This window comes from Salinimonas sediminis (assembly GCF_003429285.1).
Lineage (GTDB): Bacteria > Pseudomonadota > Gammaproteobacteria > Enterobacterales > Alteromonadaceae > Alteromonas > Alteromonas indica.
Genome location: NZ_CP031769.1, coordinates 1,296,324 through 1,321,584, shown reverse-complemented (window position 1 = coordinate 1,321,584; position 25,261 = coordinate 1,296,324). Strand labels below are relative to the sequence as shown.

At 48.3% G+C, this 25,261-nt stretch carries 24 protein-coding genes and 4 tRNA genes; 3 read left to right on the top strand and 25 right to left on the bottom strand.

All coding sequences use genetic code 11. The annotated features are described in order from the left end of the window. Positions 1-1,314: 1,314 nt before the first annotated feature. The 17 genes from D0Y50_RS05930 to aspS all read right to left on the bottom strand — a co-directional run bounded on the left by D0Y50_RS05930 (position 1,315) and on the right by aspS (position 14,098). Positions 1,315-1,404: transfer RNA gene (locus tag D0Y50_RS05930), tRNA-Ser, on the bottom strand. Between the two features lie 100 nt (positions 1,405-1,504). Then, complete coding sequence (gene nadA / locus D0Y50_RS05925; protein ID WP_108566575.1) at positions 1,505-2,566, bottom strand: quinolinate synthase NadA; 1,062 nt, start codon at positions 2,564-2,566, stop codon at positions 1,505-1,507. 892 nt (positions 2,567-3,458) lie between these two features. Further along, a tRNA-Lys gene (locus D0Y50_RS05920) sits at positions 3,459-3,534 on the bottom strand. A gap of 70 nt (positions 3,535-3,604) precedes the next feature. Continuing rightward, a tRNA-Lys gene (locus D0Y50_RS05915) sits at positions 3,605-3,680 on the bottom strand. 34 nt (positions 3,681-3,714) lie between these two features. Next, a tRNA-Lys gene (locus tag D0Y50_RS05910) sits at positions 3,715-3,790 on the bottom strand. 334 nt (positions 3,791-4,124) lie between these two features. Continuing rightward, positions 4,125-4,937: a tol-pal system protein YbgF gene (gene ybgF, locus D0Y50_RS05905; protein WP_117315938.1), complete on the bottom strand. Its 813-nt coding sequence runs from the start codon at positions 4,935-4,937 to the stop codon at positions 4,125-4,127. Continuing rightward, positions 4,937-5,503, bottom strand: a complete 567-nt coding sequence (gene pal / locus D0Y50_RS05900; protein ID WP_108566573.1) for a peptidoglycan-associated lipoprotein Pal — start codon at positions 5,501-5,503, stop codon at positions 4,937-4,939. The genes ybgF and pal overlap by 1 nt, the downstream gene beginning before the upstream one ends. Before the next feature lie 38 nt (positions 5,504-5,541). Beyond that, the gene (gene tolB, locus D0Y50_RS05895; protein WP_218023561.1) at positions 5,542-6,843 is read right to left on the bottom strand and encodes a Tol-Pal system beta propeller repeat protein TolB; all 1,302 of its coding nucleotides are present in this window, start codon (positions 6,841-6,843) and stop codon (positions 5,542-5,544) included. A 44-nt stretch (positions 6,844-6,887) separates the two neighbouring features. Next, the gene (tolA, locus tag D0Y50_RS05890) at positions 6,888-7,733 is read right to left on the bottom strand and encodes a cell envelope integrity protein TolA (RefSeq protein ID WP_108566572.1); all 846 of its coding nucleotides are present in this window, start codon (positions 7,731-7,733) and stop codon (positions 6,888-6,890) included. A gap of 8 nt (positions 7,734-7,741) precedes the next feature. Then, positions 7,742-8,161, bottom strand: a complete 420-nt coding sequence (tolR, locus tag D0Y50_RS05885; RefSeq protein ID WP_108566571.1) for a protein TolR — start codon at positions 8,159-8,161, stop codon at positions 7,742-7,744. 30 nt (positions 8,162-8,191) lie between these two features. After that, complete coding sequence (gene tolQ / locus D0Y50_RS05880) at positions 8,192-8,881, bottom strand: protein TolQ (protein ID WP_108566570.1); 690 nt, start codon at positions 8,879-8,881, stop codon at positions 8,192-8,194. Continuing rightward, positions 8,871-9,269 carry a tol-pal system-associated acyl-CoA thioesterase gene (gene ybgC / locus D0Y50_RS05875; RefSeq protein WP_108566569.1) on the bottom strand — a complete coding sequence of 133 codons (399 nt, stop codon included), beginning with the start codon at positions 9,267-9,269 and terminating at the stop codon, positions 8,871-8,873. The genes tolQ and ybgC overlap by 11 nt, the downstream gene beginning before the upstream one ends. A 453-nt stretch (positions 9,270-9,722) precedes the next feature. Further along, entirely contained in the window at positions 9,723-10,727 is a 1,005-nt protein-coding gene (gene ruvB / locus D0Y50_RS05870) for a Holliday junction branch migration DNA helicase RuvB (protein WP_108566568.1), read from the bottom strand. A 12-nt stretch (positions 10,728-10,739) separates the two neighbouring features. Then, the gene (gene ruvA, locus D0Y50_RS05865) at positions 10,740-11,360 is read right to left on the bottom strand and encodes a Holliday junction branch migration protein RuvA (protein WP_108566567.1); all 621 of its coding nucleotides are present in this window, start codon (positions 11,358-11,360) and stop codon (positions 10,740-10,742) included. A 13-nt stretch (positions 11,361-11,373) separates the two neighbouring features. Next, a complete protein-coding gene (gene ruvC, locus D0Y50_RS05860; RefSeq protein ID WP_108566566.1) occupies positions 11,374-11,892 on the bottom strand; it encodes a crossover junction endodeoxyribonuclease RuvC in 519 nt (172 codons plus the stop codon). Next, positions 11,892-12,332, bottom strand: coding sequence for a dihydroneopterin triphosphate diphosphatase (nudB, locus tag D0Y50_RS05855; RefSeq protein WP_117315936.1), 441 nt, complete (start codon positions 12,330-12,332; stop codon positions 11,892-11,894). Before nudB ends, ruvC begins: the two co-directional genes overlap by 1 nt. 5 nt (positions 12,333-12,337) lie before the next feature. Beyond that, the gene (gene aspS / locus D0Y50_RS05850; protein ID WP_117315934.1) at positions 12,338-14,098 is read right to left on the bottom strand and encodes an aspartate--tRNA ligase; all 1,761 of its coding nucleotides are present in this window, start codon (positions 14,096-14,098) and stop codon (positions 12,338-12,340) included. Between the two features lie 187 nt (positions 14,099-14,285). Between aspS and D0Y50_RS05845 the strand changes: the two genes are divergently transcribed. Continuing rightward, positions 14,286-15,182 (top strand): DUF72 domain-containing protein, encoded by an 897-nt coding sequence (locus D0Y50_RS05845; RefSeq protein ID WP_108566563.1) that lies wholly within the window; start codon positions 14,286-14,288, stop codon positions 15,180-15,182. Here the strand turns inward: D0Y50_RS05845 and D0Y50_RS05840 are convergent. From D0Y50_RS05840 to D0Y50_RS05805, 8 genes are all read right to left on the bottom strand, one after another. Beyond that, positions 15,174-16,526 (bottom strand): sigma 54-interacting transcriptional regulator, encoded by a 1,353-nt coding sequence (locus tag D0Y50_RS05840; RefSeq protein WP_108566562.1) that lies wholly within the window; start codon positions 16,524-16,526, stop codon positions 15,174-15,176. The two genes, D0Y50_RS05845 and D0Y50_RS05840, sit on opposite strands and share 9 nt — an antisense overlap. After that, positions 16,523-17,113: a YdgH/BhsA/McbA family protein gene (locus tag D0Y50_RS05835; RefSeq protein WP_108566561.1), complete on the bottom strand. Its 591-nt coding sequence runs from the start codon at positions 17,111-17,113 to the stop codon at positions 16,523-16,525. The genes D0Y50_RS05840 and D0Y50_RS05835 overlap by 4 nt, the downstream gene beginning before the upstream one ends. Next, positions 17,113-18,510, bottom strand: a complete 1,398-nt coding sequence (locus D0Y50_RS05830; RefSeq protein WP_108566560.1) for a sensor histidine kinase — start codon at positions 18,508-18,510, stop codon at positions 17,113-17,115. The genes D0Y50_RS05835 and D0Y50_RS05830 overlap by 1 nt, the downstream gene beginning before the upstream one ends. A gap of 105 nt (positions 18,511-18,615) precedes the next feature. Then, the gene (locus tag D0Y50_RS05825; RefSeq protein WP_108566559.1) at positions 18,616-18,879 is read right to left on the bottom strand and encodes an EF-hand domain-containing protein; all 264 of its coding nucleotides are present in this window, start codon (positions 18,877-18,879) and stop codon (positions 18,616-18,618) included. Positions 18,880-19,059: 180 nt separating this feature from the next. Then, positions 19,060-21,156, bottom strand: a complete 2,097-nt coding sequence (locus D0Y50_RS05820) for a putative bifunctional diguanylate cyclase/phosphodiesterase (protein WP_117315932.1) — start codon at positions 21,154-21,156, stop codon at positions 19,060-19,062. Between the two features lie 45 nt (positions 21,157-21,201). Beyond that, positions 21,202-21,654, bottom strand: a complete 453-nt coding sequence (locus D0Y50_RS05815) for a tellurite resistance TerB family protein (RefSeq protein WP_108566557.1) — start codon at positions 21,652-21,654, stop codon at positions 21,202-21,204. Positions 21,655-21,836: 182 nt separating this feature from the next. Next, a complete protein-coding gene (locus tag D0Y50_RS05810) occupies positions 21,837-23,501 on the bottom strand; it encodes a fused response regulator/phosphatase (RefSeq protein WP_108566556.1) in 1,665 nt (554 codons plus the stop codon). Between the two features lie 14 nt (positions 23,502-23,515). Then, positions 23,516-23,821, bottom strand: coding sequence for an STAS domain-containing protein (locus D0Y50_RS05805; RefSeq protein ID WP_117315930.1), 306 nt, complete (start codon positions 23,819-23,821; stop codon positions 23,516-23,518). A gap of 188 nt (positions 23,822-24,009) precedes the next feature. Here D0Y50_RS05805 and yciH point away from each other — a divergent pair, with 188 nt between their 5' ends. Beyond that, the gene (yciH, locus tag D0Y50_RS05800) at positions 24,010-24,333 is read left to right on the top strand and encodes a stress response translation initiation inhibitor YciH (RefSeq protein WP_117315928.1); all 324 of its coding nucleotides are present in this window, start codon (positions 24,010-24,012) and stop codon (positions 24,331-24,333) included. Between the two features lie 69 nt (positions 24,334-24,402). After that, positions 24,403-25,203, top strand: coding sequence for a response regulator (locus D0Y50_RS05795; RefSeq protein WP_108566553.1), 801 nt, complete (start codon positions 24,403-24,405; stop codon positions 25,201-25,203). Positions 25,204-25,261: the final 58 nt, after the last annotated feature.

The window sequence follows — 25,261 nt, the reverse complement described above, 5'->3', positions numbered from 1 at the left end:
CGGGCGCCATACATCTACTTCTGTGTAACCGTTTTTAAGCCTGGCGAAAACGCTTTGCACAACCATATTACCGCGACAGCTATTACTATCTGCTCATGATTAGCCTGAGGATGTTTTACATCATGAACGCCAGATAATCTGTACCATCGTACTGTGTTCCCTGATTGCTGTGCACGAGCCATCGCTTTTTGGCCCGTTAATAACGCCACTTTAATCACCTTCAAGAATAAGAATGTTCCCGATAAAATAGTCACTAATACTCCTATCAAGCTATATATTTTAGCTTTCAGGTGATAATTCTTCTCGGTATGGATAATTACCTTTTCCCCCGCAAGCATTAGCTTTTATATTGCTGCAATTCATTAAACCAGTATTGTTTTCAGCAGGCGCCAGGCCAGGGTGATGTGCCCCCCTGGGCTCAATGCATCATCAGACGGTGGTCTTGCAGAAGCACAGTGACCGGGCAACGCGTTCCCCAAGAAGTTGCTATACGCCGTACTTTTATCCTCAGCGGAACAAACCATTTTGCTCATTTATCCCTGCACTATCTAAAGATTTGTAGTGACCTCATTTTCTCGTTAACGCAGATATACAAAAGCCCCGCACAAGACAGGGCTTTACTGTTTATATATGGCCCAGAGAGGGATTCACTCGTACCGTCCCTGGCGCTCGCCCTCCGGACAGCTGCTGGCTGTGCAAAACAGCTCTCCTGCCGTTTTGTCGAACCCCGGGGTCTCATACCTTTGCACACCGCCACAAACAGCAAAGCCCCGCATAAGGCAGGGGTTTACTGTTTGTATATGGCCCAGAGAGGGATTCGCTCGCGCCGTCCCTGGCGCTCGCCCTGCGGGCAGCTGCTGGCTGTGCAAAACGGGTCTCCTGCCGTTTTGTCGAACCCCTGGGTTCTCATACCTTTGCAGAACGCCACAAACAGTAAAGCCCCGCACAAGGCAGGGCTTTACTGTTTGTATATGGCCCAGAGAGGGATTCACTCGCGCCGCCCCTGGCGCTCGCCCTACGGGCAGCTGCTAGCTGTGCAAAACGGCTCTCCTGCCGTTTTGTCGAACCCGAGGGGTCTCATCCTTTTTCAACCGGCCACAAACAGTAAAGCCCCGCACAAGGCGGGGCTTTACTGTTTGTATATGGCCCAGAGAGGGATTCACTCGTGCCGTCCCTGGCGCTCGCCCTGCGGGCAGCTGCTAGCTGTGCAAAACGGCTTTGCTGCCGTTTTGTCGAACCCCTGGGTTCTCATACCTTTGCACACCGCCACAAACAGTAAAGCCCCGCACAAGGCGGGGCTTTACTGTTTATATATGGCGGAGAGAGAGGGATTCGAACCCTCGTTAGGTTTAACCCTAAACACACTTTCCAGGCGTGCGCCTTCAGCCACTCAGCCACCTCTCCGAATTTTTACACTGCTTGTTGGATGCAGCGCGCGTATAGTAGGTAAACTTACGCAATGAATCAAGAACCAGTCGCAAAAAACTCACCAATCGCCGTTTTATTAAGCATTTACAGCCTTTTTGGCTTTCATATCTTCAGCAAAACCAAGCATGCGGTCTAATGGTACCAATGCCTTTTGACGCAACTGATCATCGACTGAGATTTCATGCCCCTTACCGTTACCCGATAGCGCATTGTGGATCGCCTGCATGCCATTCATTGCCATCCACGGACAATGCGCACAGCTTTTGCACGTGGCCCCGTTGCCACCTGTAGGTGCCTCTATAAAGTTCTTATGCGGCGCCTGCTGTTGCATCTTGTAAAAGATACCCTTATCAGTAGCCACAATAAAAGTCTCGTTAGGCAGCTCCTGAGACGCCTTAATAAGCTGGCTGGTAGAACCTACAGCATCAGCCAGCTCTACTACGCTGGCAGGCGACTCAGGATGAACCAACACCGCGGCGTCCGGGTAAATTGCTTTCATATCGCGCAGCTTTTGTGCTGAAAACTCGTCATGCACGATACATTCGCCCTGCCACATCAGCATATCTGCACCGGTTTGCTTAGCAATATAAGCACCCAGATGGCGATCAGGCCCCCAGATAATCTGTTTACCCTGTTGGTCCAGGTGCTCTACGATTTCTAAAGCGATACTCGAAGTGACCACCCAATCTGCACGCGCTTTAACAGCGGCTGATGTATTAGCGTACACCACCACCGTATGGTCGGGATGCGCATCACAAAATTCAGTAAATTCCTTTGCCGGGCAGCCTATGTCCAGCGAGCATGTTGCTTCGAGCGTAGGCATAAGCACTGTTTTTTCCGGGCTCAGAATTTTAGCGGTTTCCCCCATAAACCGGACACCCGCCACAATCAGGGTTTGCTGATCGGCATCCCGGCCAAAGCGTGCCATTTCCAGGGAATCCGCAACACAACCGCCAGTTTCCTCGGCCAGTGCCTGAATTTCGGGATCAGTGTAGTAATGTGCCACCAGCACAGCGTTCTTGTCTTTAAGTAACTGTTTAATCTCGTCCCGCAATTCGCTTTTTCGAGCCGCAGTGAGTGGCTCAGGCATAGCAGGAAAAGGATAATCAACTTGTTCTACGCGAAATGCGACTGTCATAGCATACTGACCTGAATTGACGACAGCTAAAATGGGCACAAATTATACCCGACTGTCATATAAATTTCACTGTTTTGAAGAGTAGACTGTTAGGTATGATTAAATTTTTGTGTTTCAAGGGGCAAAGCCCTTTAGCCTAAAAATAAAACATGCTGTTAAATGGAATGGTGAATGCGAGCCAGGACTTATTCATTGCGCTGCAGGATAACTGCTCGGCTGGGTAATTACGCGGCCGGATCGGAGCTCCAATGGAGAGTCGCGCAACGCGATACGATGAACCAACCGCCGGATAGGAGGTCACAAGCGTACCGTGTCGAACGGCGCTATAAGCCTCTCTGCTCCTTAAATATTTTTTTTAATGCGCCATGCCCGCAACCAAATGCTCCTGCAGCGAGCCTATACCAGACAGCCCCGCAATTGTACCGCCTGGTGGCATGGCATGTACCGTGGTGACCAACTTCCGGCACTACTTAAATAAGCATCCGGTAAAAATTATCCCGGCGCTTTCCTATTGGGGGCACGGTTATTGGGCTCGCGAATAATTAGGCCTATATAGCCTGGATACCGAACAGCAGAGATAACAAACCAGCCAAAGCGTTTTATTTATTTTACGAGAGTTTTAATCCAATACGCGGTGCGCTTGGTGTCGAACCGCTTCGCTGGTTCTAATCCGGTGCGGGCATTAAAGCTTTTCTAAAATTGGTATGGGGGTATTTCAATAAGATGGTGGGTCGTGCTGGATTACTTGGTGCTAACGCACTCTGCGCGCTGTGGGCCGTGCTAAAGCACATTCACCTGCACGTCGCTTGGTGTTGAGCCGCTTCGCTGGTTCACATCCTGCGCGGGTATTAAAGCTTTTATAGAATTTGGTATGGGCGGGATTTCAATAAGATGGTGGGTCGTGCTGGATTCGAACCAGCGACCAATTGATTAAAAGTCAACTGCTCTACCAACTGAGCTAACGACCCATCTTATGGTGTTCAGTAACCATTAGTTACTGGCTGATAAGCTTTGGCGGCTTATCGGATTTCTATGCAATGGTGGGTCGTGCTGGATTCGAACCAGCGACCAATTGATTAAAAGTCAACTGCTCTACCAACTGAGCTAACGACCCTTTGCATAGCCGAAAAGAAAACATTTAGAATAAATGGTGGGTCGTGCTGGATTCGAACCAGCGACCAATTGATTAAAAGTCAACTGCTCTACCAACTGAGCTAACGACCCATTTCTTTCCTGTTGTTGCCTGTCGGTGGCAACGGCGGCATATATTACCCATTTCCTGAGGGCGTGCAACCCTAAATCGCTTTTTATTTTCTTTTTTTAAGAAAATGCGTACCAAACGGTCAAAATCACAACAATACGTGCAAAGTTTCTGCATTTGGTTACAAGCAAAAACGATACAGACAACGAATTATAACCCGCAGCCGGTATCTTTGATAACAATAGAAAACGCATTTTTTTACTACAAAGTAGGTAAAAATAGACGTTTTTTGAGGGCTATAACAACGTACAGCAAGCCCATTAAATGAAAAACCTCTGCTAGCAGAGGTTTTCTGCCTTACAGCGAGCTCAACCTCGACTCTGCCAGTTTCCTGGCTGATGAGTTAGGATATTCAGAGATCACAGCGTTAAGATAGTTTTTTGCTTGCTCTGTGTTGCCCAACCGCTGTTCAATAACTCCCAGTTTTAATAATGCTTCGGCACGTTTACTGGACTTTTTGAATCGATCGGCCACTTCAGAAAATTGCGCTTTAGCTTGTTGCCAGTTTTGTTTATTAAACAAAAGCTGACCCAACCAATAATGCGCATTAGCGGCATACTGACTATTCGGGAAATCGCTGATAAACGACTGAAAAGCAGGAATCGCTTTGTCGTATTCTCTGGATTCTAAAATAAGGTTAACCGCGTTATCGTAGGCTTCTTCTTCGCCTGCCTGCGATGCGCGATTGCTGCTTGAAGATGAACTATTGCCAGCAGTTGTATTGTCAGGACGGTTCGCAGAAAGGTTAGTTTGCGTGGCGTCACTCTCTCCTACCGACTGCTTAAGCGCTTCTACCCGCTTATCTATCTCAAGGTACAACTCACGCTGGCGCTGTAATACTTTTTCTAATTGATTAGTATGCACCTCAACAGCGCCACGTAAATTATCGATTTCGCCCTGCATGGTATCAAGCTGTTGTTGCAAACGATGCTGCATTTGCGTACGGCTATCAACCATTCGCTCCAGCACGGTGATCCGTTTTTCCAGATCACTTCCCTGCGGGTTGTTAACATCGTAAACCGGTGCCTGAGCCTGAGCTGCAGCCGAAACAGCAAAGGCGACGCTTAACGCGACGCCTTTGAAGGTACGGTGACGTACATAATTAACCATTACTGGTAAACAACCACACCGCGACGGTTTTGCGCCTGAGCGTACTCAGTAGACCCCATCACAGCTGGTTTTTCTTCGCCGTAAGATACCGTAGACAACTGATCGCTGCTTACACCGGCATTCATCAGGTAAGTTTCAACTGATTGTGCACGACGTTCGCCCAGCGCGATATTATACTCTGGCGTACCACGGCTATCAGTATGACCTTCAACCACAACTTTTTGATCCGGGTTTTGTACCAGGAACTCAGCGTGTTTATTTAACACTTCCTGAAACTCTGCTTTTATCGTTGCACGATCGAAGTCAAAATATACGGTTTGTTCTTTTTTCAAAGATTCGAGTTGTTCTTGCGCCATTTCTTGCTGGCGGTTCATGCGCTGGGCAGCTTCTGCCTGCACCCGGGCTTCTTCAGATTCACGGGCCTGACGTTCTGCTTCAGCCTGTTCCTGAGCTACACGGTTACGCTCTGCCGCCAATTCCTCTTCGCTTGGACCTGATGAACATGCCATCATTGTCACCACGGGTAAGGCGATAACGAAGCTTTTCATTACTTTATTAAGTTGCATCCTCTTATTCCTTATAGTTTTAATAACCAACTGTTTCGTTAAAACAAAAACGGTGACCAACTCGGTGACTTAACTTGTCCGTTAGTGGCTGGTAACCTTGCCTTAAAGCGACCATCTAATGACACTAAGGATAATACCTGAGTACCATTGTGCAAGGTGCTGTAAATAATCATACTTCCATTGGGCGCAATACTGGGCGACTCGTCCAGGTATGTTTTTGTCAATACCTGAATAGCACCGTCCTGCAACCCCTGTCTGGCAATGCGGTAGTCGCCTTTAGTGCGGTTAACTAACACCATTTCCTTGCCATCTGGCGTAATGGTCGCGCCAAGGTTCTGTTCGCCGTCAAACGTCTGCCGTCTCACTTTCCCTGATGCTAAATTTACGCGATAAATCTGGGGTTTACCACCCCGTTCTGAGCTAAATATCAGACTCTTACCATCTGGTGCCCATGAAGGCTCCGTATCGATAGCCCGATTACGGGTAATCCGGCGTAAATTACGTGTGGCAATATCCATTACATAGACTTCCGGGTTACCATCTTTAGATAACACCATGGCCAGCTGCTTGCCGTCCGGGGAGAATACCGGGCTACCATTGATACCTGGAAAGTCAGTAATCTGCTCGCGTTTCATTGTATAAATATCTTGAATGAAAATTTGCGGGCGTTTGTTTTCAAAACTTACATACGCCAGCCTTTCTCCATCAGGCGACCAGTTCGGTGACATCAACGGCTCAGGAGAAGACAACAAGCGGGTTTCATTTTCGCCGTCATAATCTGCAATCGCCAGTTGGTAGGGTACATTTGTGCTGTTACGATCGCGCACTACCACATAAGCAATACGGGTTAAAAACGCCCCGCGGGTGCCAGTGAGCTTTTCGTATACAACATCTGAAATGCGATGCCCATACTGACGAAAATCCTGCCCTTTAATAACCGCCTGGCGTTTGTCGATGATATGATCGCTACTGCTACTCATGCCCTTCGATTTGCCGCCTGTGGCTTGACCACGTAGCACATCGATAAGTTCGTACGCTATCTTGTACTTATCGTCACCTTGCTGCTCTACCGTTCCTACCAGGACAGTATCAACGCCTTTGGCCGCCCAGGCCGAATAGTTAATTTCGGTATCCGTGGTAGGATATTGGGGCATGGCATCCGGCGCGGTAGGGTTAAATTTGCCGCTGCGGGTTAAATCGTCGCGTACCACTTTAGCGATGTCCCCTGGCAAGCTGCCATTTCCTTTCCAGGTGAATGGCACAATTCCGATGGGACGGGCGCCATCTACTCCTTCAGTAATCACAATTTCCAGCGAGGCCTGCGCAAGCGTGCTGAACATCAACAATACTGTGCTACACCATATTCCAAATTTATTTATTCTCACTACAGTTCCACCGTTAGATTAATGTCTTTAAGTTCCTGATAAACGTCCGCCTCATCTGACATCGGCAATTTGTCGGGGCGGCGAACCGCAGCTTCCGCAGCCCTGCATAAAGCCGCATCGCCGCTAAGGGTTCGCACCTCAATGACATAGCCGGTTGTTGCCAGCTTCACATTTAATCGACACTTTTTACCTTTAAAAGAGGCATCTTCAAACAGGCCCTGCATAATTTTTTGTTGTATTAGCGCCTTGTACCTGTCTACTTCAGACAGCACCTGCCGCTGCCGGCGTTGTTGCTGGGCTGCGCGTTCAGCTTCTGCCTGCTCCTGCAACATTCTTTCCATTTCTGCTTGTTCCTGAGCTTCTTTACGTTTTCGTTCGGCCTCGGCCTTTTCTCTGGCTTCGCGTTCCTTCCGTTCTTTGGCCTTTTGCGCCGCTACTTGTTTAAGCTCCTCCTGCCGACGCGCTTCCGCTTCCTGCGCTTTGCGCTGCTCTTCGGCTTGCTTTTGTTCAGCCCGCTGACGCGCCTGCTCGGCATTGATTCTACGCTGACGCTCAGCCGCTGCTTGCTTCGCAGCTTCAGCAGCTTTACGTTTGGCGGCTTCCTGCGCGGCTGCCTTAGCTTGCGCTTCAGCTTCCGCTTTTTGTTTATCCGCTATGGCCTGGGCATCAATAAAAGTTGCTTTGATAACCGGCTGGCTAGTCGCTGGCGTAGGTAAAGGATCGGGAGAGAAACTGACACTAATCAGCAACACCAAGGCGATCAATACATGCACACCAAGGGATTTGTAGATGGCGATTTGTTCATCCGTGGCTTTCACCTTACGCCATAATTTGGGCTTCGGCATAGGCAGGGTTACTCTTCCGGATCCGTCATGAGGCCGACTGAAGGCACGCCTGCATTTTGCAACAATACCATCAGCTGGATTACTTTATTGTAGGCCACCTGACCATCCCCTTTCACCACCACCGGGGTGTCGGGCTGTTTTTGCAACTGGGCCTGCACCAGAGCGGCCAATTCATCAGCGGTAATTTCAGCTTCCTGATCGTCACCCACATTTAAAAAATACTTGCCGCGTACATCCACTGAGGCAATCAACGGAGGGATATCTTCCTGTTCAATCGGCTGGGCACTGGCTTTGGGCAGATCAACCTTTACGCCCTGGGATATTAAAGGGGCTGTCACCATAAAGATAATCAGCAATACCAGCATGACATCAATATAGGGAACAACATTTATCTCTGACACTGGGCGGCGACGTTTACGCGTATACATTACAGACTCCTGAGGTTATAACAGCCTGCACTACGGCGTCTGATGCTGTTGTGCAGCTATCGCCTGGCGGTGCAATATTGCAGAAAACTCTTCCATAAAGTTGGCGTAATTGTTTTCCAGCTTTTCAACCTTATGGCTAAACCGGTTGTACGCAATAACCGCCGGAATAGCAGCAAACAAGCCTATTGCGGTAGCAATCAACGCTTCAGCAATACCGGGCGCAACCATCGCCAGGGTAGCTTGCTGAACCTCACCCAATGCAATAAACGCATTCATAATGCCCCATACCGTACCAAATAAACCAATATACGGGCTGATAGAGCCAGCTGTAGCCAGAAACGGTAAACGACTTTCGAGCTCTTCAACTTCCCGGGACATAGTGACGCGCATAGCCCGGTATGTACCATCTACAATTCCGTTTACCGCAGTATTGCCTTTACGTAAACGAACAAATTCTTTGAAACCAGAACAGAAGATGCCCGAGATACCCCGGACATTAGCCCGCGCGGAAAGTTCTTGGTACAGCTTGTTCAGGTCCGCACCTGACCAAAACTTATCTTCAAACTGGCGCATTTCGGTTTCAGCGGCTTTCAGTGCTTTGGTACGCTGAAAAATAAAGGTCCAGGATGCTACCGAAACACTTAGCAACAATAACATGACCAGTTGCACTACAAAGCTGGCCTGTAGGAACAGTCCGATAAATGTTAAATCAGATTCCACGCGATAAATCCCCTAATAAGGTGCGTGGAATTTTACGGGCTTGCATTTTTGCCTGATCCACGCACACAACCTGAATATCTGCGGCGACTAACAGTTCGCCACTTTCATTATTAATTTTTTGTTGAAACACCATACTAGCGCCCTTCAATTCTACAATCTGTGATTCAATACTCAACAGTTGATTAAACCGTGCAGGCGCATAGTTATGCATCTCAACGCGTTTGACGACAAAACCAATGGATTGTTCCAACAGCACGTCCTGATCGTAGCCTAAAGCACGTAACCATTCAGTCCTTGCCCGCTCCATAAATTTAAGATAATTCGCATAATAGACAATACCGCCAGCATCAGTATCTTCATAATAAATGCGCACAGGCCATTTATGCATAGTTATGCTTCCTACCTTAATATAATTAATCTGCTCAAGGTTATCCGGCAATATCCGTTGCGCTGTTCACGTATAGAAAATATCGCGACAAACCCTTTTAAACAACACTTTTAAACGTAAATCTATCAACAATTTACATTACATTAACGGATTAGATTTTCTAACACAAAAATAAAATTTTCCTCAATTGTGCGTCATCTATTCTTCTTTATAATGCGCTGCATCTGTCACACAGACATCACGGCCTGGCCGGGATGAACGAGATTTTTTCTCCCTGTTGGACATGAGTTCCCTGGATTTATTTCCTTCAACACTTGTTGTTTTAGCCCGCTCATTTTGAGCGGGCTTTTTTTATGCCTGCCAGTTAGCGCCGAATGGGACCTATTGCTGATATATTGGCACCGCTCCGGCGGGCAGCAACGCTAAGCGCAGCCACCCTTTTTCGAATAAAAATTACTGGTCGGGCTGAAAACCAAAGTGAAGATAGGCGCGCTGCTGGACGATACGCCCGCGCGGTGTGCGCTGCAAGAAACCTTGTTGAATTAAGAATGGCTCAATAACATCTTCTATAGTTTCTTTTTCCTCGCCAATTGCCGCTGCCAAATTGTCGAGCCCCACCGGCCCTCCATCAAACTTCTCGATAATAGCCAGCAACAACTTGCGGTCCATATAATCAAAACCTTGCTTATCCACATCCAGCATATCCAACGCGCTTGCCGCTACCGCACTGGTTACCTCGCCATTGGCTTTAATTTCCGCATAATCCCGAACCCGTCGCAATAGGCGGTTGGCGATACGTGGGGTGCCCCGCGAGCGTTTTGCTACCTCAAACGCGCCTTGTTCATCCATATTTAAATTCAGGTAATTGGCACTGCGCGAGATAATAGTAGTCAGGTCGGCCACCGAGTAAAATTCCAGGCGTTGAACAATTCCAAAGCGGTCACGCAGAGGCGAGGTCAGCGAGCCGGCGCGGGTCGTAGCGCCGATTAACGTGAAGGGGGGTAAATCAAGTTTGATTGAGCGAGCCGCCGGCCCTTCGCCAATCATGATATCCAGCTGATAGTCTTCCATGGCCGGATACAGTATTTCCTCCACCACCGGGCTTAGGCGATGAATCTCGTCGATAAACAGAACATCGTTGCGCTCAAGATTGGTCAACAACGCAGCCAGGTCGCCGGCTTTTTCAAGCACCGGGCCGGAAGTGGTTTTGATGTTCACGCCCATTTCATTGGCCACAATATTAGCCAGCGTCGTTTTACCCAAGCCGGGAGGCCCAAAAATGAGCAGATGATCTAATGCATCTTCCCGGTTACGCGCGGCCTGAATGAATATCTCCATTTGCTCGCAAACATGCGCCTGACCAGTATAGTCACTGAGCATCTTAGGCCGGATAGCCCGGTCTATCACTTCATCTTCGTGGGTCGCGGCGCCGCCAATCAGACGATCTGCTTCAATCATTACTACATTGCCTTATAATGCGGCCTTTAAGGCCTCGCGAATTACGGTTTCGCTGTTCATTCCCTGCTCGTACACTCCGCTAACCATTTTACTGGCCTGAGCGGGTTTGTAGCCCAGCGACACCAGCGCGCTGGCGGCCTCTTCCCGGGTATCATTTAGCGGTACAACCGCATTACCGGTCGCGCCTTCCATAGGTAAGTGAGGTAAATTCACATCCTGAATGTTACCGAATTTGGCTAAGCGGTCTTTAAGTTCCACCACCAGCCGTTCAGCCGTTTTTTTACCAATCCCCGGCATCGCGACCAGCGACGACACATCTTCGTTTTGTACACACACCAAAAACTGGCTGGCAGACATGCCGGATAATATGGTTAAGCCAAGTTTGGGGCCGACCCCGTTCGCTTTAATCAACTCACGAAACAGGCCCCGTTCCATTTTGTCAGCAAAACCAAATAACAGCTGGGCATCTTCACGCACCACAAAATGGGTATATACCACCACCTCATCGCCTGGCGCAGGCAATTGATAGAAGCTGGTCATCGGCATTTGGATCTCATACCCCACGCCCGCCACATCTACCAGGATTTCCGGCGGTTGTTTTTCTACTAATGTTCCTCGAATACGACCTATCATTTATATGCTCTTTTTATCGCAACCGCCGGCGCACAGTTTTGCGTGCCTGGCCGGCTAGTTTAATCAGACTTTGCTCAGTGTGTGCATGGCATAATGCTACGGCCAGGGCATCTGCGGCATCGGCTTGCGGCGTACCCGGCAATGATAATAAATGCTTTACCATATGCTGAACCTGGGTTTTATCGGCCCCGCCCTTGCCTACCACGGCCTGCTTTATTTGCCGCGCAGAATATTCCGCTACCGGCAGACTGGCCTGGGTGGCCGCGACAATGGCCGCCCCTCTGGCCTGCCCAAGCTTTAGCGCAGAATCAGGGTTTTTCGCCATAAAGACCTGTTCAATAGCAAACTGCTCGGGCGCATACTGCCGTATTATTTCTCCAACGCTGGAAAATATTTGCGATAAGCGCTCAGGCAGCGCATCAGTTGAAAGGCGAACACAACCACTGGCAACGTAGACCAGTTTACCCTGTTGTCGGGCTACCAAACCGTAGCCGGTAATTCGGGAACCTGGATCTATACCCAGTATAATCATTATTTTGCTCCGGGAACAAATGTATCTACTGCGGTGCGGTTACTTGGTGACCACAAGCGCGCCAACGCGGCTGCTTTGGGCACCCATTCGTAAGCAAGGTGTTCAGTTAACGTCAGTGCAATATCGCTGCTCACCTGAGCAGTAAACACGTGTTCCGTATTATAGAGGGTGCCGGGGGGATAACGGTATAACCAACGGGAACGAATTTTGTACTGGTTGGTTTGCCGACGATCGACTATAGCCTGCCGGGCGGTGTCCAGGTGCAAACCGGTTTCTTCAGCAACTTCCCGATAGGCTGTTTGTAAAGGCTGCTCACCGGTCTCAATGGTCCCGGTAACAGATTGCCAGAAGTCAGGATCATCTTCACGTTGTAGTAATAACACCCGGTGGTACTGATCATACAGCACCACCAGGACAGACTCAGGTCTTTTATAGCCCATTGCTATCAAGCGTTTTTCTTGACCACTTCAATAGCCAAATCTGCTAATTGCTGAGGATTTGCCGGGCTAGGCGCGTCTGTTAGCGGGCACGCTGCGGTGGTCGTTTTTGGAAACGCCATAACATCACGAATCGAGGTGGCTCCCGTCATTAGCATAACCAACCGATCAAGACCAAACGCCAGGCCAGCATGGGGCGGCGCACCATATTGTAAGGCATCCAGTAAAAAGCCAAACTTGGTTTGCGCTTCTTCTTCACTTATACCCAGAATAGTAAATACCGCCGACTGCATTTGCTGGTCGTGAATACGCACCGACCCACCACCTAATTCTACGCCATTGAGCACCATGTCGTAAGCATCTGACAAGGCTTCTGCAGGGTTGCTCTTAAGCGCCTCCACGGATAGTCCGCGCGGAGCGGTAAACGGATGGTGAAGCGCATGCATCTGACCGTCAGCTTCTTCAAACATCGGGAAGTCAACGACCCATAGTGGGCGCCATTCCCCTTCCAGTAAGTCAAAGTCTTCGCCAAGTTTGAGACGCAATGCGCCCAGTGCTTCTGTAACCACGGTAGCGTTGTCTGCACCAAACAGCAAAATATCGCCCGCTTGTGCGTTAGTACGTTGCAATAGCGCATCGGTAATGTCTTCACTAAGAAACTTAAGTACCGGCGACTGCAGCCCTTCCTGGCCTGGGGCTAACTCGTTCACCTTCATCCAGGCTAAACCTTTCGCACCATAGATGCCCACGAACTTGGTGTAGTCGTCTATCTGTTTGCGCGACAAGCTTGCCCCGCCTGGCACCCGAATCACTGATACGCGGCCATTCGGATCGTTAGCCGGGCCACTAAATACTTTAAATTCTACTGACTGAAGCAAGTCTGCTACATCTACCAACTCTAGCGGGTTACGCAGATCCGGTTTATCCGACCCATAGCGACGCATAGCTTCAGCGTAAGTTATCTGGGGGAATTCACCTAAATCAACATCCAGCATTTTTTGGAACAGATCGCGAATCATGCCTTCGGTGATTTGCATTACGCCTGCGGCACCCAGAAAAGTCGTTTCCAAGTCTATCTGGGTAAACTCTGGCTGACGATCAGCGCGTAAGTCTTCGTCGCGAAAACATTTTACAATCTGGTAATAGCGGTCCATCCCCGACATCATCAACAATTGCTTAAACAATTGGGGCGACTGTGGCAATGCAAAAAATTCACCTTTATGGGTGCGGCTTGGTACGAGGTAATCCCGCGCGCCTTCTGGTGTAGCTTTAGTTAAAATAGGTGTTTCAATATCTAAGAAGCCATCGTCTTCAAGGTAGCGGCGAACCGCTGCGGTTACCTGAGCACGAAACTTTAAACGTTGGCTCATCAACGGACGACGCAAGTCCAGGTAACGATAACGTAGACGTTGTTCTTCTGAATTTTCCTGGTTCCAGTCAAGTGGCAGGACAGCGGATTTGTTATAAATTTCTAACCCGGTACCCAGAATCTCAATCTGGCCAGTGCGCATACCGTCATTAACCTGCCCTTCTGGGCGGGCACGAACCTTACCCGTCAGTCTGATACAAAATTCACTACGAAGTTTGTTCGCTTCTTCAAGAACGTCAGGCAAATCAGGATCGAACACCACCTGTACCAAGCCTTCACGGTCTCGCAGGTCAATAAAAATAAGGCCGCCAAGGTCGCGACGTTTGTTTACCCAACCGCACAGGGTAACTTCCTGTCCGATGTAAGATGAATCAATATTCCCACAGTAATCTGTGCGCATGGTCTTTGACCCCTGATAGTTCTTTGATAATCGTTGCGGCCAGCACAGTCGTCAACGCCAGTAACTGCGGTGATGTTGCTTAAAAAGCACCCACCCGGTACCCAACTGACGAAAAAAATGCGCGGCGGCCGATGTCTTTGTGACAAAATATGGCCGCATAGTATAAACAAATGCGGTATAAACCCCAATGGCAAATACGCTTTTAGCAGCGACAGATTTACCAGCATTAGCCCCAATCCACATTGGCTTACCCGTATGGCAACATAGTAGCTGGGCTAGCCGCTGGTTCTGCGAGCCCGCCGCCCGGCAGCAAAACCTAACTTACTACGCCCGTCAGCTTTCCAGTATTGAAGGCAACACTACCTTTTATTCGCTTCCCGAGCCCGCTACCGTATGTGGTTGGCGGGACAAAGTGCCAGACCACTTCCGTTTTACCTTTAAGTTGCACCAAGCCATTAGTCATACTGCGATACCGGGCGCCGACCTGCCACTGTTAGACCGACAGATTGCACTATTTTCACTACTGGAACATAAACTTGGGGCTGTGCTATTGCAGCTTCCTGCCCAATTTGATCCTTCTCAGCTTAGTCAACTTGGGCGGTTACTGGACTATCTGAACGATCGCTGGCCGATAGCCGTAGAAGTGCGCCATCCGGCCTTTTTTGCTAAAGGACGCGAGGAACAACAACTTAACCGGCTACTGTTGGAGGCTGGGGCTAACCGAATGATAATGGACACCAGGGCCCTGTTTAGTGGCCCCAGTGATTCCCCTCTGACCGGTGAGGTACGGCTTAAAAAGCCGCGGGTTCCGGTTAATGTTATTGCTACCGCAGAACATCCGGTGGTGCGCTTTGTGGGATCAAATGATGAACAAACAAACCGAAGTAAGTTGCAGCCCTGGGTACACAAATGCCACCAATGGCGCCAGCAAGGTAAAACCCCTTACCTGTTTTTACACCGGCCTGATAATAAAGATGCGCCGTGGCTGGCGCAATTATTTGTGCAACTGTACAACCAGGCATATCCTGACAGCGCACTACCAGAGCCAGTTAAACCTGGCTCTACACAGGAACGTTTATTCTGAAATATTGCGAAAATCAGCAGCGTCAAGTTCATGTTTTTTCATCAACTTGTGCATGTCAGTCCGGTTACGCCCGGCCAGTTCAGCTGCGCGGGTAACATTACCATCAGTCATTTTCAGCAGTTTAAATAAATACTGCTGTTCAAAAGCATCCCGGGCTTCGGTAAGGGTTGGCCAGCTTTGCTTAGTGGCCGATAACGCCTGCTCTACCAGGTGTAACGGAATATTTGGCGTTTGGGTTAACGCCACACACTGCTCTACCACATTCACTAACTGGCGCACGTTGCCGGGCCAATCTGATTTTACTAAAATTTGCATTGCGTCATCAGAAAACTGCGTCACATTCACTTTGTGTCGTTGACCGCTTTGCTGTAATAGCGTTCGTGCCAGTAACGGAATATCTTCGCTACGTTCTTTAAGCGAAGGCAATTTAAGGTTAACCACGTTCAACCGATAGTATAAATCTTCACGGAAGGTGCCCTCTTCCATTTCTTTGTGCAAATCTTTATGGGTGGCAGAAATAACCCGAACATCAATATCTACATGTTTACTGCTGCCCACCGGACGAATTTGCCGCTCTTGCAGGGCCCGTAGTAATTTCACTTGCAGGGTCATTGGCATATCGCCAATTTCATCTAGGAATAACGTGCCGCCGTTGGCCTCACGAAACAACCCCGGGGCAGCCTGTACAGCGCCGGTGAAAGCCCCTTTGGCATGGCCAAACAGCTCTGATTCCAACAGGTTTTCCGGTAAGGCTCCGCAGTTAATTGCCACAAACGGCTTATCGTTACGCGTACTGGCGCGATGTATGGCGTTGGCTAGTAATTCTTTACCAGTACCGCTGGCCCCGGTGATTAATACGCTAACTTCACGCTGGGCAATCCGGTACGCTTGATCAAGCACACTGGTCATCTCTGGTGAGCGGGTAATAATATCCTGACACCATTCTCCAGGTTGCGATGCTTGCGACTGGCTTAGGGCTTTTTTAAGCAGCGCCCGAAGCTCTTCGTGATCAACCGGTTTTGGTAAGAAACCAAAAACCCCACGCTGAGTAGCGGCTACTGCATCAGAAATAGTGCCGTGCGCGGTCATTAAAATAACTGGAATATCCTTGCGAATACCCATAATTTCTTCAAACAAGCTAAGCCCGTCCAGGCCCGGCATACGCAGGTCGCTCAGTACCACGTCAAATTCATCATTACGAATTTTCTTTAATGCTGACTGGCCATCTTCTACCGCGGTTACACTATAGCCTTCACCTTCCAAACGGATGGTAAGCAGGCGTAATAAACTTTTATCATCATCCACCAGCAACAACTGCGGATTATTGGTTCCGGACTGACTCATTGCTGGTTACTCCTGTTTTTGTCCATCAAGGTCGCTTCAATTTCTAGCAGTTCTTCCAGCTTTTTACGCTGGGTTTCTAACTCTTCTTCCAACGCTTCACTGGCTTGCGCTTGCTCAGCATTGACTTTATTTAAAATAACCAATGCAGATTCCAGCTCCAGCATTTCATTATTGGGCGCAGCCACTAAAGTCTCAATTAGCGGCATCATTTCCGGTGCCAGTTGTGCTTTCACATTGTTAAGCCAATGGTGAGCCCGTAAACGGGCCTGGTAAGGCGTGTCTACGGGTAGCGACAAAATAACGCGTTCGATAGTTTGCGGTAAGGTATCACCCAGTTTATCAATTGCCGCCTTACGTTGGGGCCAGGGAGTACCGTCAGCCTGTATCCAAAGGTTCACCCAGTACAGTAAGTCACACTGATGGTCAAACTCTGCGGTATCTTCTGATACCAGGCACAAATCGTCACTATCCTTGATAATAGTCACCGGCGGCGGCGAATTAGTTTCGGGCTCGGGCGTAGGTGTAGGTTGAAGACCCGCACAGCCTGTCAGAACAGCTATCAATGACAGCACTAACACCTTTCTCATTATTGTCTTTCCTCTTGCGGGATAGTCACTCTAAAACAAACGTCTGCGTAGTCTACATCTACCACTTCCACATCACCGTGCATAAGCTTGGCACAATCTGACACAATTGACAGACCTAACCCCGTTCCAATGACATTGTCGTTACGGGGGTCGTCGCCGCGGGTGAAGGGTTCAAACAAACGCTTAACGGCATCGGGCGCAATACGCTTACCCCGATTAGCTACATCCAGTAGTACTTGCTGCCCTTTTTCATAAATAGCCAGATTTATCGGCCGACCAATGGCCCCGTGGGCCACAGCATTGGAAATAAGGTTATCCAAAATACGCCGATACAATTCTTCATCTACCCAGATACGGGCAACCCGGATATCTACGGTAACTTCACGTTCCTGTAAAGCAAGGGCATAATCTTCCAGGCAATCTTTAACCATCTGGTTAGGATTGACTTCGGTAAATGTGGGCTGTGCCTGCTGTAACAACAGGTTGTAGTCCAATAACTTTTCTACCAGGGTATTTAAACGCTGGGTGCTTGATGTCAATAATGACAACACTTCTGTCTGCTGGGTGTTAAGTTCCCCCACCACATGCTCAGACAGCAGACTGCAACCTTCCTTGATACTTGCCAGCGGCGTTTTTAACTCATGCGCGGCGTGCCGCAATAAGGCAGTGCGGATATGTTCCAGTTGCCCTAGCCGGTCAGCCAACCAGTGCAAATCTTTTTCCACCCCAATCAGTTCAGTGGGGGCCTTCGTCGACAATGGTGGCAATTCGCCCTGTTCTTGCGCCAGTATACGGATTATCTGCTTAAGTTTCTTGACCGGATTCACAATTAGCTGGCTGCCGAGCAAAATCAATAACAGCGACACACTTACCAGCATGGCTGTTGACCAGGCCTGCTTGGCCTGCATGGCATTTAAATCTTCTTTTTGTACTTCCAGTCGTTGCTGAATAGCAATATCGACATCTTTTCTCATCAATGCCACATTATTACTTAGCGAATTAAGGTAAGCGTTAAGCAGCAAGGTATCATCAATATTACGGAAGGTTTTTAACTGCGTGATATCTTTTTTAATGGTGTCGCAGGTAGCACTATCGGGCAGCGTATCGCAGAGCTGGCGAAGCGCTTCAATAAACTGAATGATTGCGTTATCAGTTAATGTGGCAACCGTTTCATTACGGATAATGGCATATTGGCGAAGAGCCCGCTCCAGATCGATAGCTGCACCATCGAGCTGTTGCATCAGGCCCACTACATCGACCACGTAGCGGGTCTCTACGTGCGTCATCTTGCCCACTTTTGCTAAATCGTTCTGGCTTTGCCACAACAACGCAATAAGAGGTACAAGGGCCAGTACGAAACTGGCTAGGGTCAATTGTCTTAAGGAACCGAGTCGCACTGCTTGCTCACTGAAAGAAAAACGGTCAATCAGAATGGCACACCCCTAAACTGCTAGCAAGTCAGAGACATACAGCTCATTATCGCATCTTATACCTATCGGCTTTTATGATTTAGCGGTCGCCTTGACAACAAGCTCGTCGGCAGAAAGTTCCTGCTCGCTGAGTTTGCCGTCCTTATTATCATCCAGACGACCAAAGCGGCGCAAGAGTTCAGTGTCACTTACTGCCTCTTTAAGTGAAACCTGCCCATCCTGATCGACGTCTAAACGAGCGATAGTGGCTTCAGCTGCATTGGCATTTACCACCGCCACAGACTGCACGGCGATAAGAGTCAGTAAAATAAGAAATACTTTTTCGACGCGTTTCATGGTGTTCTCCTGGTTCAGCCTGAGAGCTGAAAATTGGCACTAACAACTTAGTGTCTTAATATCGAATTAGCTAAAACTGTGCCAATTCGGTTTAGCACTTATTTATTAGCTACTTAGCGATAAAGCGAGATACACATGTAACAGAAGTGTTGCACAAAAAAGACAGCAAGTGGGTGGAACTTACTGACCTGATAAACGGCTGACATGGTCTGGCCCGAATTCGAATCGGGCAGGCAGTAACGCCACATCTTCTAATGGTAAAGGTTGGCTGAACAAATAACCCTGAACGTGATCGCAGCCATGATTTAACAGGTAATCCCACTGACTTAGCTCTTCTATGCCTTCAGCACATACGGTTAAAGACAAGCGCTTAGCTAAATCAATGATTGAACCGGTTACCAGTCGACTGCGGTGTGAAGTATTCAGTTCACGGACAAACTGTCGGTCAATTTTCAGTGTGTCGATAGTAATCTGCGTAAGGTAACTTAACGACGAATAACCAGTGCCAAAATCGTCCAGGGAAATAGCACAGCCCATGTTGCTTAGCCGCCTGAAAAATTTATTAGCAAACGCGAAGTTTTCCAGATACGCCGACTCCGTCACTTCAAATTCAATATACTCAGGGTTAACCTGCTGCTGGGTAAAAATTTGGTGGATGAGATCGAACATACCCGAATGACGTAAATCATGGCCGGACAAATTAATCGCCACTCTGAATTTATTGAAGAAAACCGATTGAAGTAATGGTAAATCAATACAAGCCCGTTCAATGGCCCACCGCGTAAGGCTGGAAATTTTACCGCTTTGTTCTGCAATGGGGATAAATTCACCGGGCATAACCAAGCCAAAATCAGGATGCTGCCACCGCATTAATGCTTCAAAGCCGACCAATTCGCCATCACGCGCGACCTTCGGTTGGTAATACAGCGTAAACTCATTGTTCGCCAGTGCCTGGTCAATACTGTTGGCAATAGAAAGCTTTCGCTTGTGCGACTCCACCATCTCGTTGGTAAAAATCGTAGAGGTGCCACGCCCCCTGGCTTTTGAGCGGTACATTGCCAGATCAGCATTACTCATTAACTGGCTCAATTCAAAATGCGCATCGGACGCTTTAGCAATACCGATACTGACGCCCACAGTAAGCGCCAGGCCACGAAAGTGGAAAGGTTCTAAAAACGCGGCAATCACCCGGTCGGCCAAGTTTTGCAGGCACACATCGGTCACATCCCGGTCCGGTACGATGATAAATTCATCTCCGCCTAAGCGGGCCACCAGATCGCCTTCTCGCAACATGGAGGAAACCCGGTCAGCCACTTCTATCAAGATAAGATCGCCGGTTTCATGGCCCAGCGAATCATTAATGCCCTTAAAACCATCCAGGTCAAAAAACATCATTGCGATGTCGTTATTTAAACGACGGGCGCGGGCCAGTTCCAGGCGCAAATTGTCCATCACAAACTGGCGATTAGGCAAACCGGTCAGGCTGTCAAAATTAGCTAACCGGGTCATCGTCTGCTGCTGTTCCATCAGCGTCTGATTTTGCTCATCGTTAATAGTAAGTTCAGCTTCAATGGTATCTAGCAACATATTGATATTATGGCCCAATACCGAGACTTCTCCCCGCAAGCGGGTTTTAAACCGGGGGGTGTAATCTTTAGTCTGGCTAAGTTGATGAGTAAAACCTGATAAGCGAGCCAGAGGATTCAACAATAAATTCAACCAATACAGCCCGATGGCGATGGTAATAATTAAGGTGATAAAAACCAATGGCGAGACATGCAGCAACAGAGCCTGCCAACTCTTACGTACCGGCGTTTCGATATCGTTCATAATTAGCAAATAGCCATAGGTCACACCGTTTCTAGCGATACGGCTACTGGCAATAAGCTGATTGTCGATAAGGTAGGCCCCTGATGGGGAGTTTATTATATCAGCAAGCGGCAGTTTTTCCGGTACCCCGTATTTTCGACCCGCAGCACCAAGTTGGCTATGCAATACCGTTTGGTTGGTGTCATACACCCGCGCTACCAGAATATGTTGATAAGACGATAAGTTTTTCAACCGCTCACTAATAGCATGAGTTTGAGTAGAGCCTGACTCCATCAATGGAAGAATATCTGCCGCCAGATTACGGGTAAGTGCGGCCAAGTCGCTTTTTACTGATTCGGTGTAAAGCTGCTCATGTTCGTCAGCAGCAAACCAGGTGACCATGGCCGAGATTACTAATACGGCGCATACCAGCATGATGGCGATGGGGGTTTTAATAGATTTAAACAATGAGCAACTACCCTGTCCCTGCTAACTTCCCCCCGCCGGCCCAACCTAGATGGGATTGTCGTCGTCGGATACCGAAAGTTTGGTTTTAATAAACTGACTGTGTGGAATATACAATAAATCAGCAATGCGCCGAATTGTATGCTCTTCCATAGGCGCCAGATTATCATCTGCATAAGCAAGTTCCCACAGGCTTGTTAAGATACTCTTTTTTTGTTCATTATCACACTTTTGATTAATCACCTTGGTGAAATTAACCAAATCTACCGCCTCTTCCGCGGTTTCTTTGCCTTCACTAATAAGGGCATCCAATGCTTGTTGATCAAGGGTGAACTGCCGTTTTAGAATGTCCCGATAGGCCGCTTTTTCGCGCTCGTCGGTTTTATTATCAGCGCGGATTATCTCGCTTAATAAGGCAGCCGTCGCTAATTCAACGGAGTATTGTGGATTTTCTTTGTCTTCGCTGGAGCGATCGAACAAATCAAGAACTGCTTTTAACATACCTAATATCCTGACTATATAGAGTAATACTCATTACGACCACAAGACGTAAAAGTTTGTTCGCCAGACTGGCTTTTATTCTGGTTGGTTGGTCTTGGCTTGATGATAGCCCCGGTAAACACCGAGACTTGGCACGCCAGCCAGCCATGCAATTCAGACCCCTACCCATATCGACGCGAGGATTAGTGCAATGCAGCCGCCCAGGGCAATAATAACGTTACTGTGGCTTCACGGCCCCCCTTTGAGTATTGTACGGTATCGCACAGTTCAAAGATAAGCGGCAAGCCGCGTCCGAAAGCAGCGCTATCACCCACCTTTTGAACTTGTTCAAGATCAAAACCGTCGCCGGTATCGGTGATGGTCAGGGTAATACAGGCTCGGTCAGGATCGTACACATATTTAATATGAATAGTGGCGGCAGTAAGTTCAGCCAACCGGATGGCCCGGGTTTCATAGTAAGCGATAAAGCCATCTTCAGCCTGTTTAAGGTTGGAGTCGAGCCGCAATACACCGTGCTCTAACGCATTGCTGTATAATTCACTTAATACCGTAAACAGCCGGCTACGAATAGCAGCCATCCCCGGGTCCTGGCATACCGTATCGACAAACCGCGTCATAATATCCGGATCTTTAAGTTGCGGTGCGGCTAAGGTCATCGCCACCGTCAACGGCAGCGCCGGTTTATCTGGCGGGCTAGTAAGGATTGAAGCAAAAGGCTGACAAGTATAAATCACCACGGTCATATCGTCTTGCTGCTGCGCACACCCTGTATACTGGTTAGCCCGCGCATGGATAGCACTGGCGGTAGCATCTGGCTGAGCAAACCATTGCTCCACTCCTTCTTCATTAAGCATTACACCTTCGCTATTGGTTATTTCAATCAAACCGTCGGTACACAGCAACAACTGATCGTCGCGATTGCATTCCAATGTAATGCAATGGCTTTCAAATTCCTGGGGCGCCAAAATGCCCAACGCCATATGAGCTGACGGCAATGCTTCAATACATTGGTTTGTAGCTCGTTTCACTAATATCTGGGGCATACCACCATGCCATATTTGCTGCTGACACCCATCATCACTAATTTCAGCAATAATGGCGGCCAGAAACATATTGGCAGGTAGCAGATGCAATAAAGTGGCATTGATAGTACGGGCCATTTCCGCCACGCCCAGACCCTTTTCAGCCATTATATGAAACGCCCGTGCCACCGGTAGTACGCCAATGGCCGAGGCCAACCCATGACCGGTAAAATCACCAATAAGATAATACGCCCCCCCTGAGGGGCTTTTCTCTGTTAAAAATACATCACCGTTAAATTGCTCTGCAGGAGCTAGCTTAAAATCAAAACAAGCCGCCATTTCGGGGGTGTGCCGAATGGCGTTTTTAAAAATGTGATCAACAATTTCATGTTCACGATCCATTGCCTGCTGGTGCTGTAACAGCATTGCATTTTGCTGTTCAATACGCGTATTCAGGCTACGAATCCGACCATGAGCGCGAATTTTTGCAGCTAACACCAAGCGGTCAAAAGGTTTGGCTACAAAGTCGTCGCCCCCTACTTCCAGACAGCGTATCAAACTGGCCCGATCTTCCAGTGAGGTAATAAAAATAATAGGCAGGTAATTGGTTTTCGATAACGCCTTTAATTTGGGCGCCACTTCATATCCGCTCATATCAGGCATAACGACGTCCAGTAAAACCAGGTCAGGATCTACCTGGCGGGCCACGCTAAGTGCCTGATCGCCATTGGTTGCTTCATAACATTCGCTATAACCTTCCTGTTCAAGCATGTGAATCAGTAAAAAACGATTTAACGATTCATCGTCGACGATCAGAATGCGCATGGATAGACTGCCGGTTAACTGATGTCGAACTTTTTATCGAAACGCGATATTTTTAAAATTCGTGCGACCTGAGGTCGGCAGTGGGTAATTTGGAAGGTTAAATCGCGTCCGCTGAGGCTTTTTTGCATATTTAATAGCATCCCCAGCGCGGAGCTATCCATATACTCGGTTTTGGCTAAATCGACTTCAACCACTTGGACATCTGGTGGCAGCGCGCTGTAAGCTTCTTTAAAGTCGTGCACCTTGGCAAAGTCAAACTTTTCGTCCAGACCAATGGTAAAATGCGTATTATCTGAGGTGATATCGGTGGTAAGTCCCATTTTAAATCTCCTGACTACAACGGGGGGTGCGTTGAATACACAGCAGTGTCCGTGTTAGGCCGGTTGTACCTGGCTATTGATAAATATAGCAGTGCCCCGGCACTGTGCTATAAATATTTGCGACTATTTTCTCATCCGGCTATTAACGCTACACTGGCTTTGTGAAAAATTAGGCTAAAGGGCAATTTATGCAGGACTCCAAATTAGTATACAGTACGGATACAGGCCGAATCAGTGAAAGCAAAACACCGCAAGCGCGGTCGGTTTCAAAAGACGGTGTAGTGCGGATTACCCGTGAAACAAAAGGCCGTAAAGGCAAAGGCGTGTCCATTGTAACCGGCCTGGGTATGGACGAAACAGCGCTGAAAGCATTATGCACTGAATTAAAAAAGAAATGTGGGTGTGGCGGCGCTGTGAAAGAAGGCACGATTGAAGTGCAGACCGATGACCGTGATAAACTGAAAACGCTGCTAGAAGGTAAAGGTTTTACAGTAAAACTCGCTGGCGGCTAATGCACGGATCTTCACAAAGTTGGCTACACTGATCTCATATAATAACAGAAGTAATAGTGAGAGAATCTGATGGAAAAGCTGTTAATTAGTGACCTGCACATTGTGTTGGTTGAGCCATCTGACACCCAAAGAAAAATCATCACCACCTTATTGCTAAAAGAAAAGGTGAAAGAGATAGACTCGGTATCTACCCTAGCCGAAGCTCGCGCCGCTGTGCGCTCTCATGGTGCCGATTTGGTCGTCAGTGCAATGTACTTTGAAGACGGTACCGCGTCGGAATTATTAAAGTTTATAAAAGAGGATCCGCAATATTCCAGTATCCCCTTCATGCTGGTCTCCTCGGAAAATCGCCTAAGCAAACTAGAAGAGTTAAAACAGGCTGGTGTGGCAGCTATTCTGCCAAAACCATTTGAACCATTGCACCTATCTCGCGCGCTTAATGCCAGCCTGGATTTAATTAACCATGATGAACTGGAACTCGACTTATTTGATGTGCGTGAAGTTCGGGTATTGTTAGTAGATGATAGCCGGCTGGCCAGAAATCATATTCGCCGCGTATTGGAAGGCATGGGGTTGGAAAAAATCCAAGAAGCGGAAAATGGTGCAACAGCACTGACTTTGATAAAGGATGAACCGTTTGATTTGGTGGTTACCGATTACAACATGCCTGAAATGGACGGCCGGGAACTTTCAGAATTTATCCGTTTCAACCCTGAAACCTCTCATATACCAATTATTATGGTAACTTCAGAAGCCGCCGACAGTGTGCATATGTCGAATATCCAGCAAACCGGTGTTAACGCTTTGTGCGATAAGCCGTTTGAGCCTACCGAAGTTCGCGCCATGCTGGCTGCCTTATTAGGTGAATAGCGGCTCTACCATACTATTGAAGCGTCGAAAAGGCGCTTCAAAAAATTGTTATTCGTCA

Coding starts and splice junctions, on each gene's coding strand:
- nadA (WP_108566575.1), bottom strand. CDS start 2,566: ATGACAGTCGCATTTCGCGTAGAACAAGTTGATTATCCTTTTCCTGCT.
- ybgF (WP_117315938.1), bottom strand. CDS start 4,937: ATGGTTAATTATGTACGTCACCGTACCTTCAAAGGCGTCGCGTTAAGC.
- pal (WP_108566573.1), bottom strand. CDS start 5,503: ATGCAACTTAATAAAGTAATGAAAAGCTTCGTTATCGCCTTACCCGTG.
- tolB (WP_218023561.1), bottom strand. CDS start 6,843: ATGTTCAGCACGCTTGCGCAGGCCTCGCTGGAAATTGTGATTACTGAA.
- tolA (WP_108566572.1), bottom strand. CDS start 7,733: ATGCCGAAGCCCAAATTATGGCGTAAGGTGAAAGCCACGGATGAACAA.
- tolR (WP_108566571.1), bottom strand. CDS start 8,161: ATGTATACGCGTAAACGTCGCCGCCCAGTGTCAGAGATAAATGTTGTT.
- ybgC (WP_108566569.1), bottom strand. CDS start 9,269: ATGCATAAATGGCCTGTGCGCATTTATTATGAAGATACTGATGCTGGC.
- ruvB (WP_108566568.1), bottom strand. CDS start 10,727: ATGATTGAAGCAGATCGTCTGATTGGCGGCGCCGCGACCCACGAAGAT.
- ruvA (WP_108566567.1), bottom strand. CDS start 11,360: ATGATAGGTCGTATTCGAGGAACATTAGTAGAAAAACAACCGCCGGAA.
- ruvC (WP_108566566.1), bottom strand. CDS start 11,892: ATGATTATACTGGGTATAGATCCAGGTTCCCGAATTACCGGCTACGGT.
- nudB (WP_117315936.1), bottom strand. CDS start 12,332: ATGGGCTATAAAAGACCTGAGTCTGTCCTGGTGGTGCTGTATGATCAG.
- aspS (WP_117315934.1), bottom strand. CDS start 14,098: ATGCGCACAGATTACTGTGGGAATATTGATTCATCTTACATCGGACAG.
- D0Y50_RS05845 (WP_108566563.1), top strand. CDS start 14,286: ATGGCAAATACGCTTTTAGCAGCGACAGATTTACCAGCATTAGCCCCA.
- D0Y50_RS05840 (WP_108566562.1), bottom strand. CDS start 16,526: ATGAGTCAGTCCGGAACCAATAATCCGCAGTTGTTGCTGGTGGATGAT.
- D0Y50_RS05835 (WP_108566561.1), bottom strand. CDS start 17,113: ATGAGAAAGGTGTTAGTGCTGTCATTGATAGCTGTTCTGACAGGCTGT.
- D0Y50_RS05825 (WP_108566559.1), bottom strand. CDS start 18,879: ATGAAACGCGTCGAAAAAGTATTTCTTATTTTACTGACTCTTATCGCC.
- D0Y50_RS05815 (WP_108566557.1), bottom strand. CDS start 21,654: ATGTTAAAAGCAGTTCTTGATTTGTTCGATCGCTCCAGCGAAGACAAA.
- D0Y50_RS05810 (WP_108566556.1), bottom strand. CDS start 23,501: ATGCGCATTCTGATCGTCGACGATGAATCGTTAAATCGTTTTTTACTG.
- D0Y50_RS05805 (WP_117315930.1), bottom strand. CDS start 23,821: ATGGGACTTACCACCGATATCACCTCAGATAATACGCATTTTACCATT.
- yciH (WP_117315928.1), top strand. CDS start 24,010: ATGCAGGACTCCAAATTAGTATACAGTACGGATACAGGCCGAATCAGT.
- D0Y50_RS05795 (WP_108566553.1), top strand. CDS start 24,403: ATGGAAAAGCTGTTAATTAGTGACCTGCACATTGTGTTGGTTGAGCCA.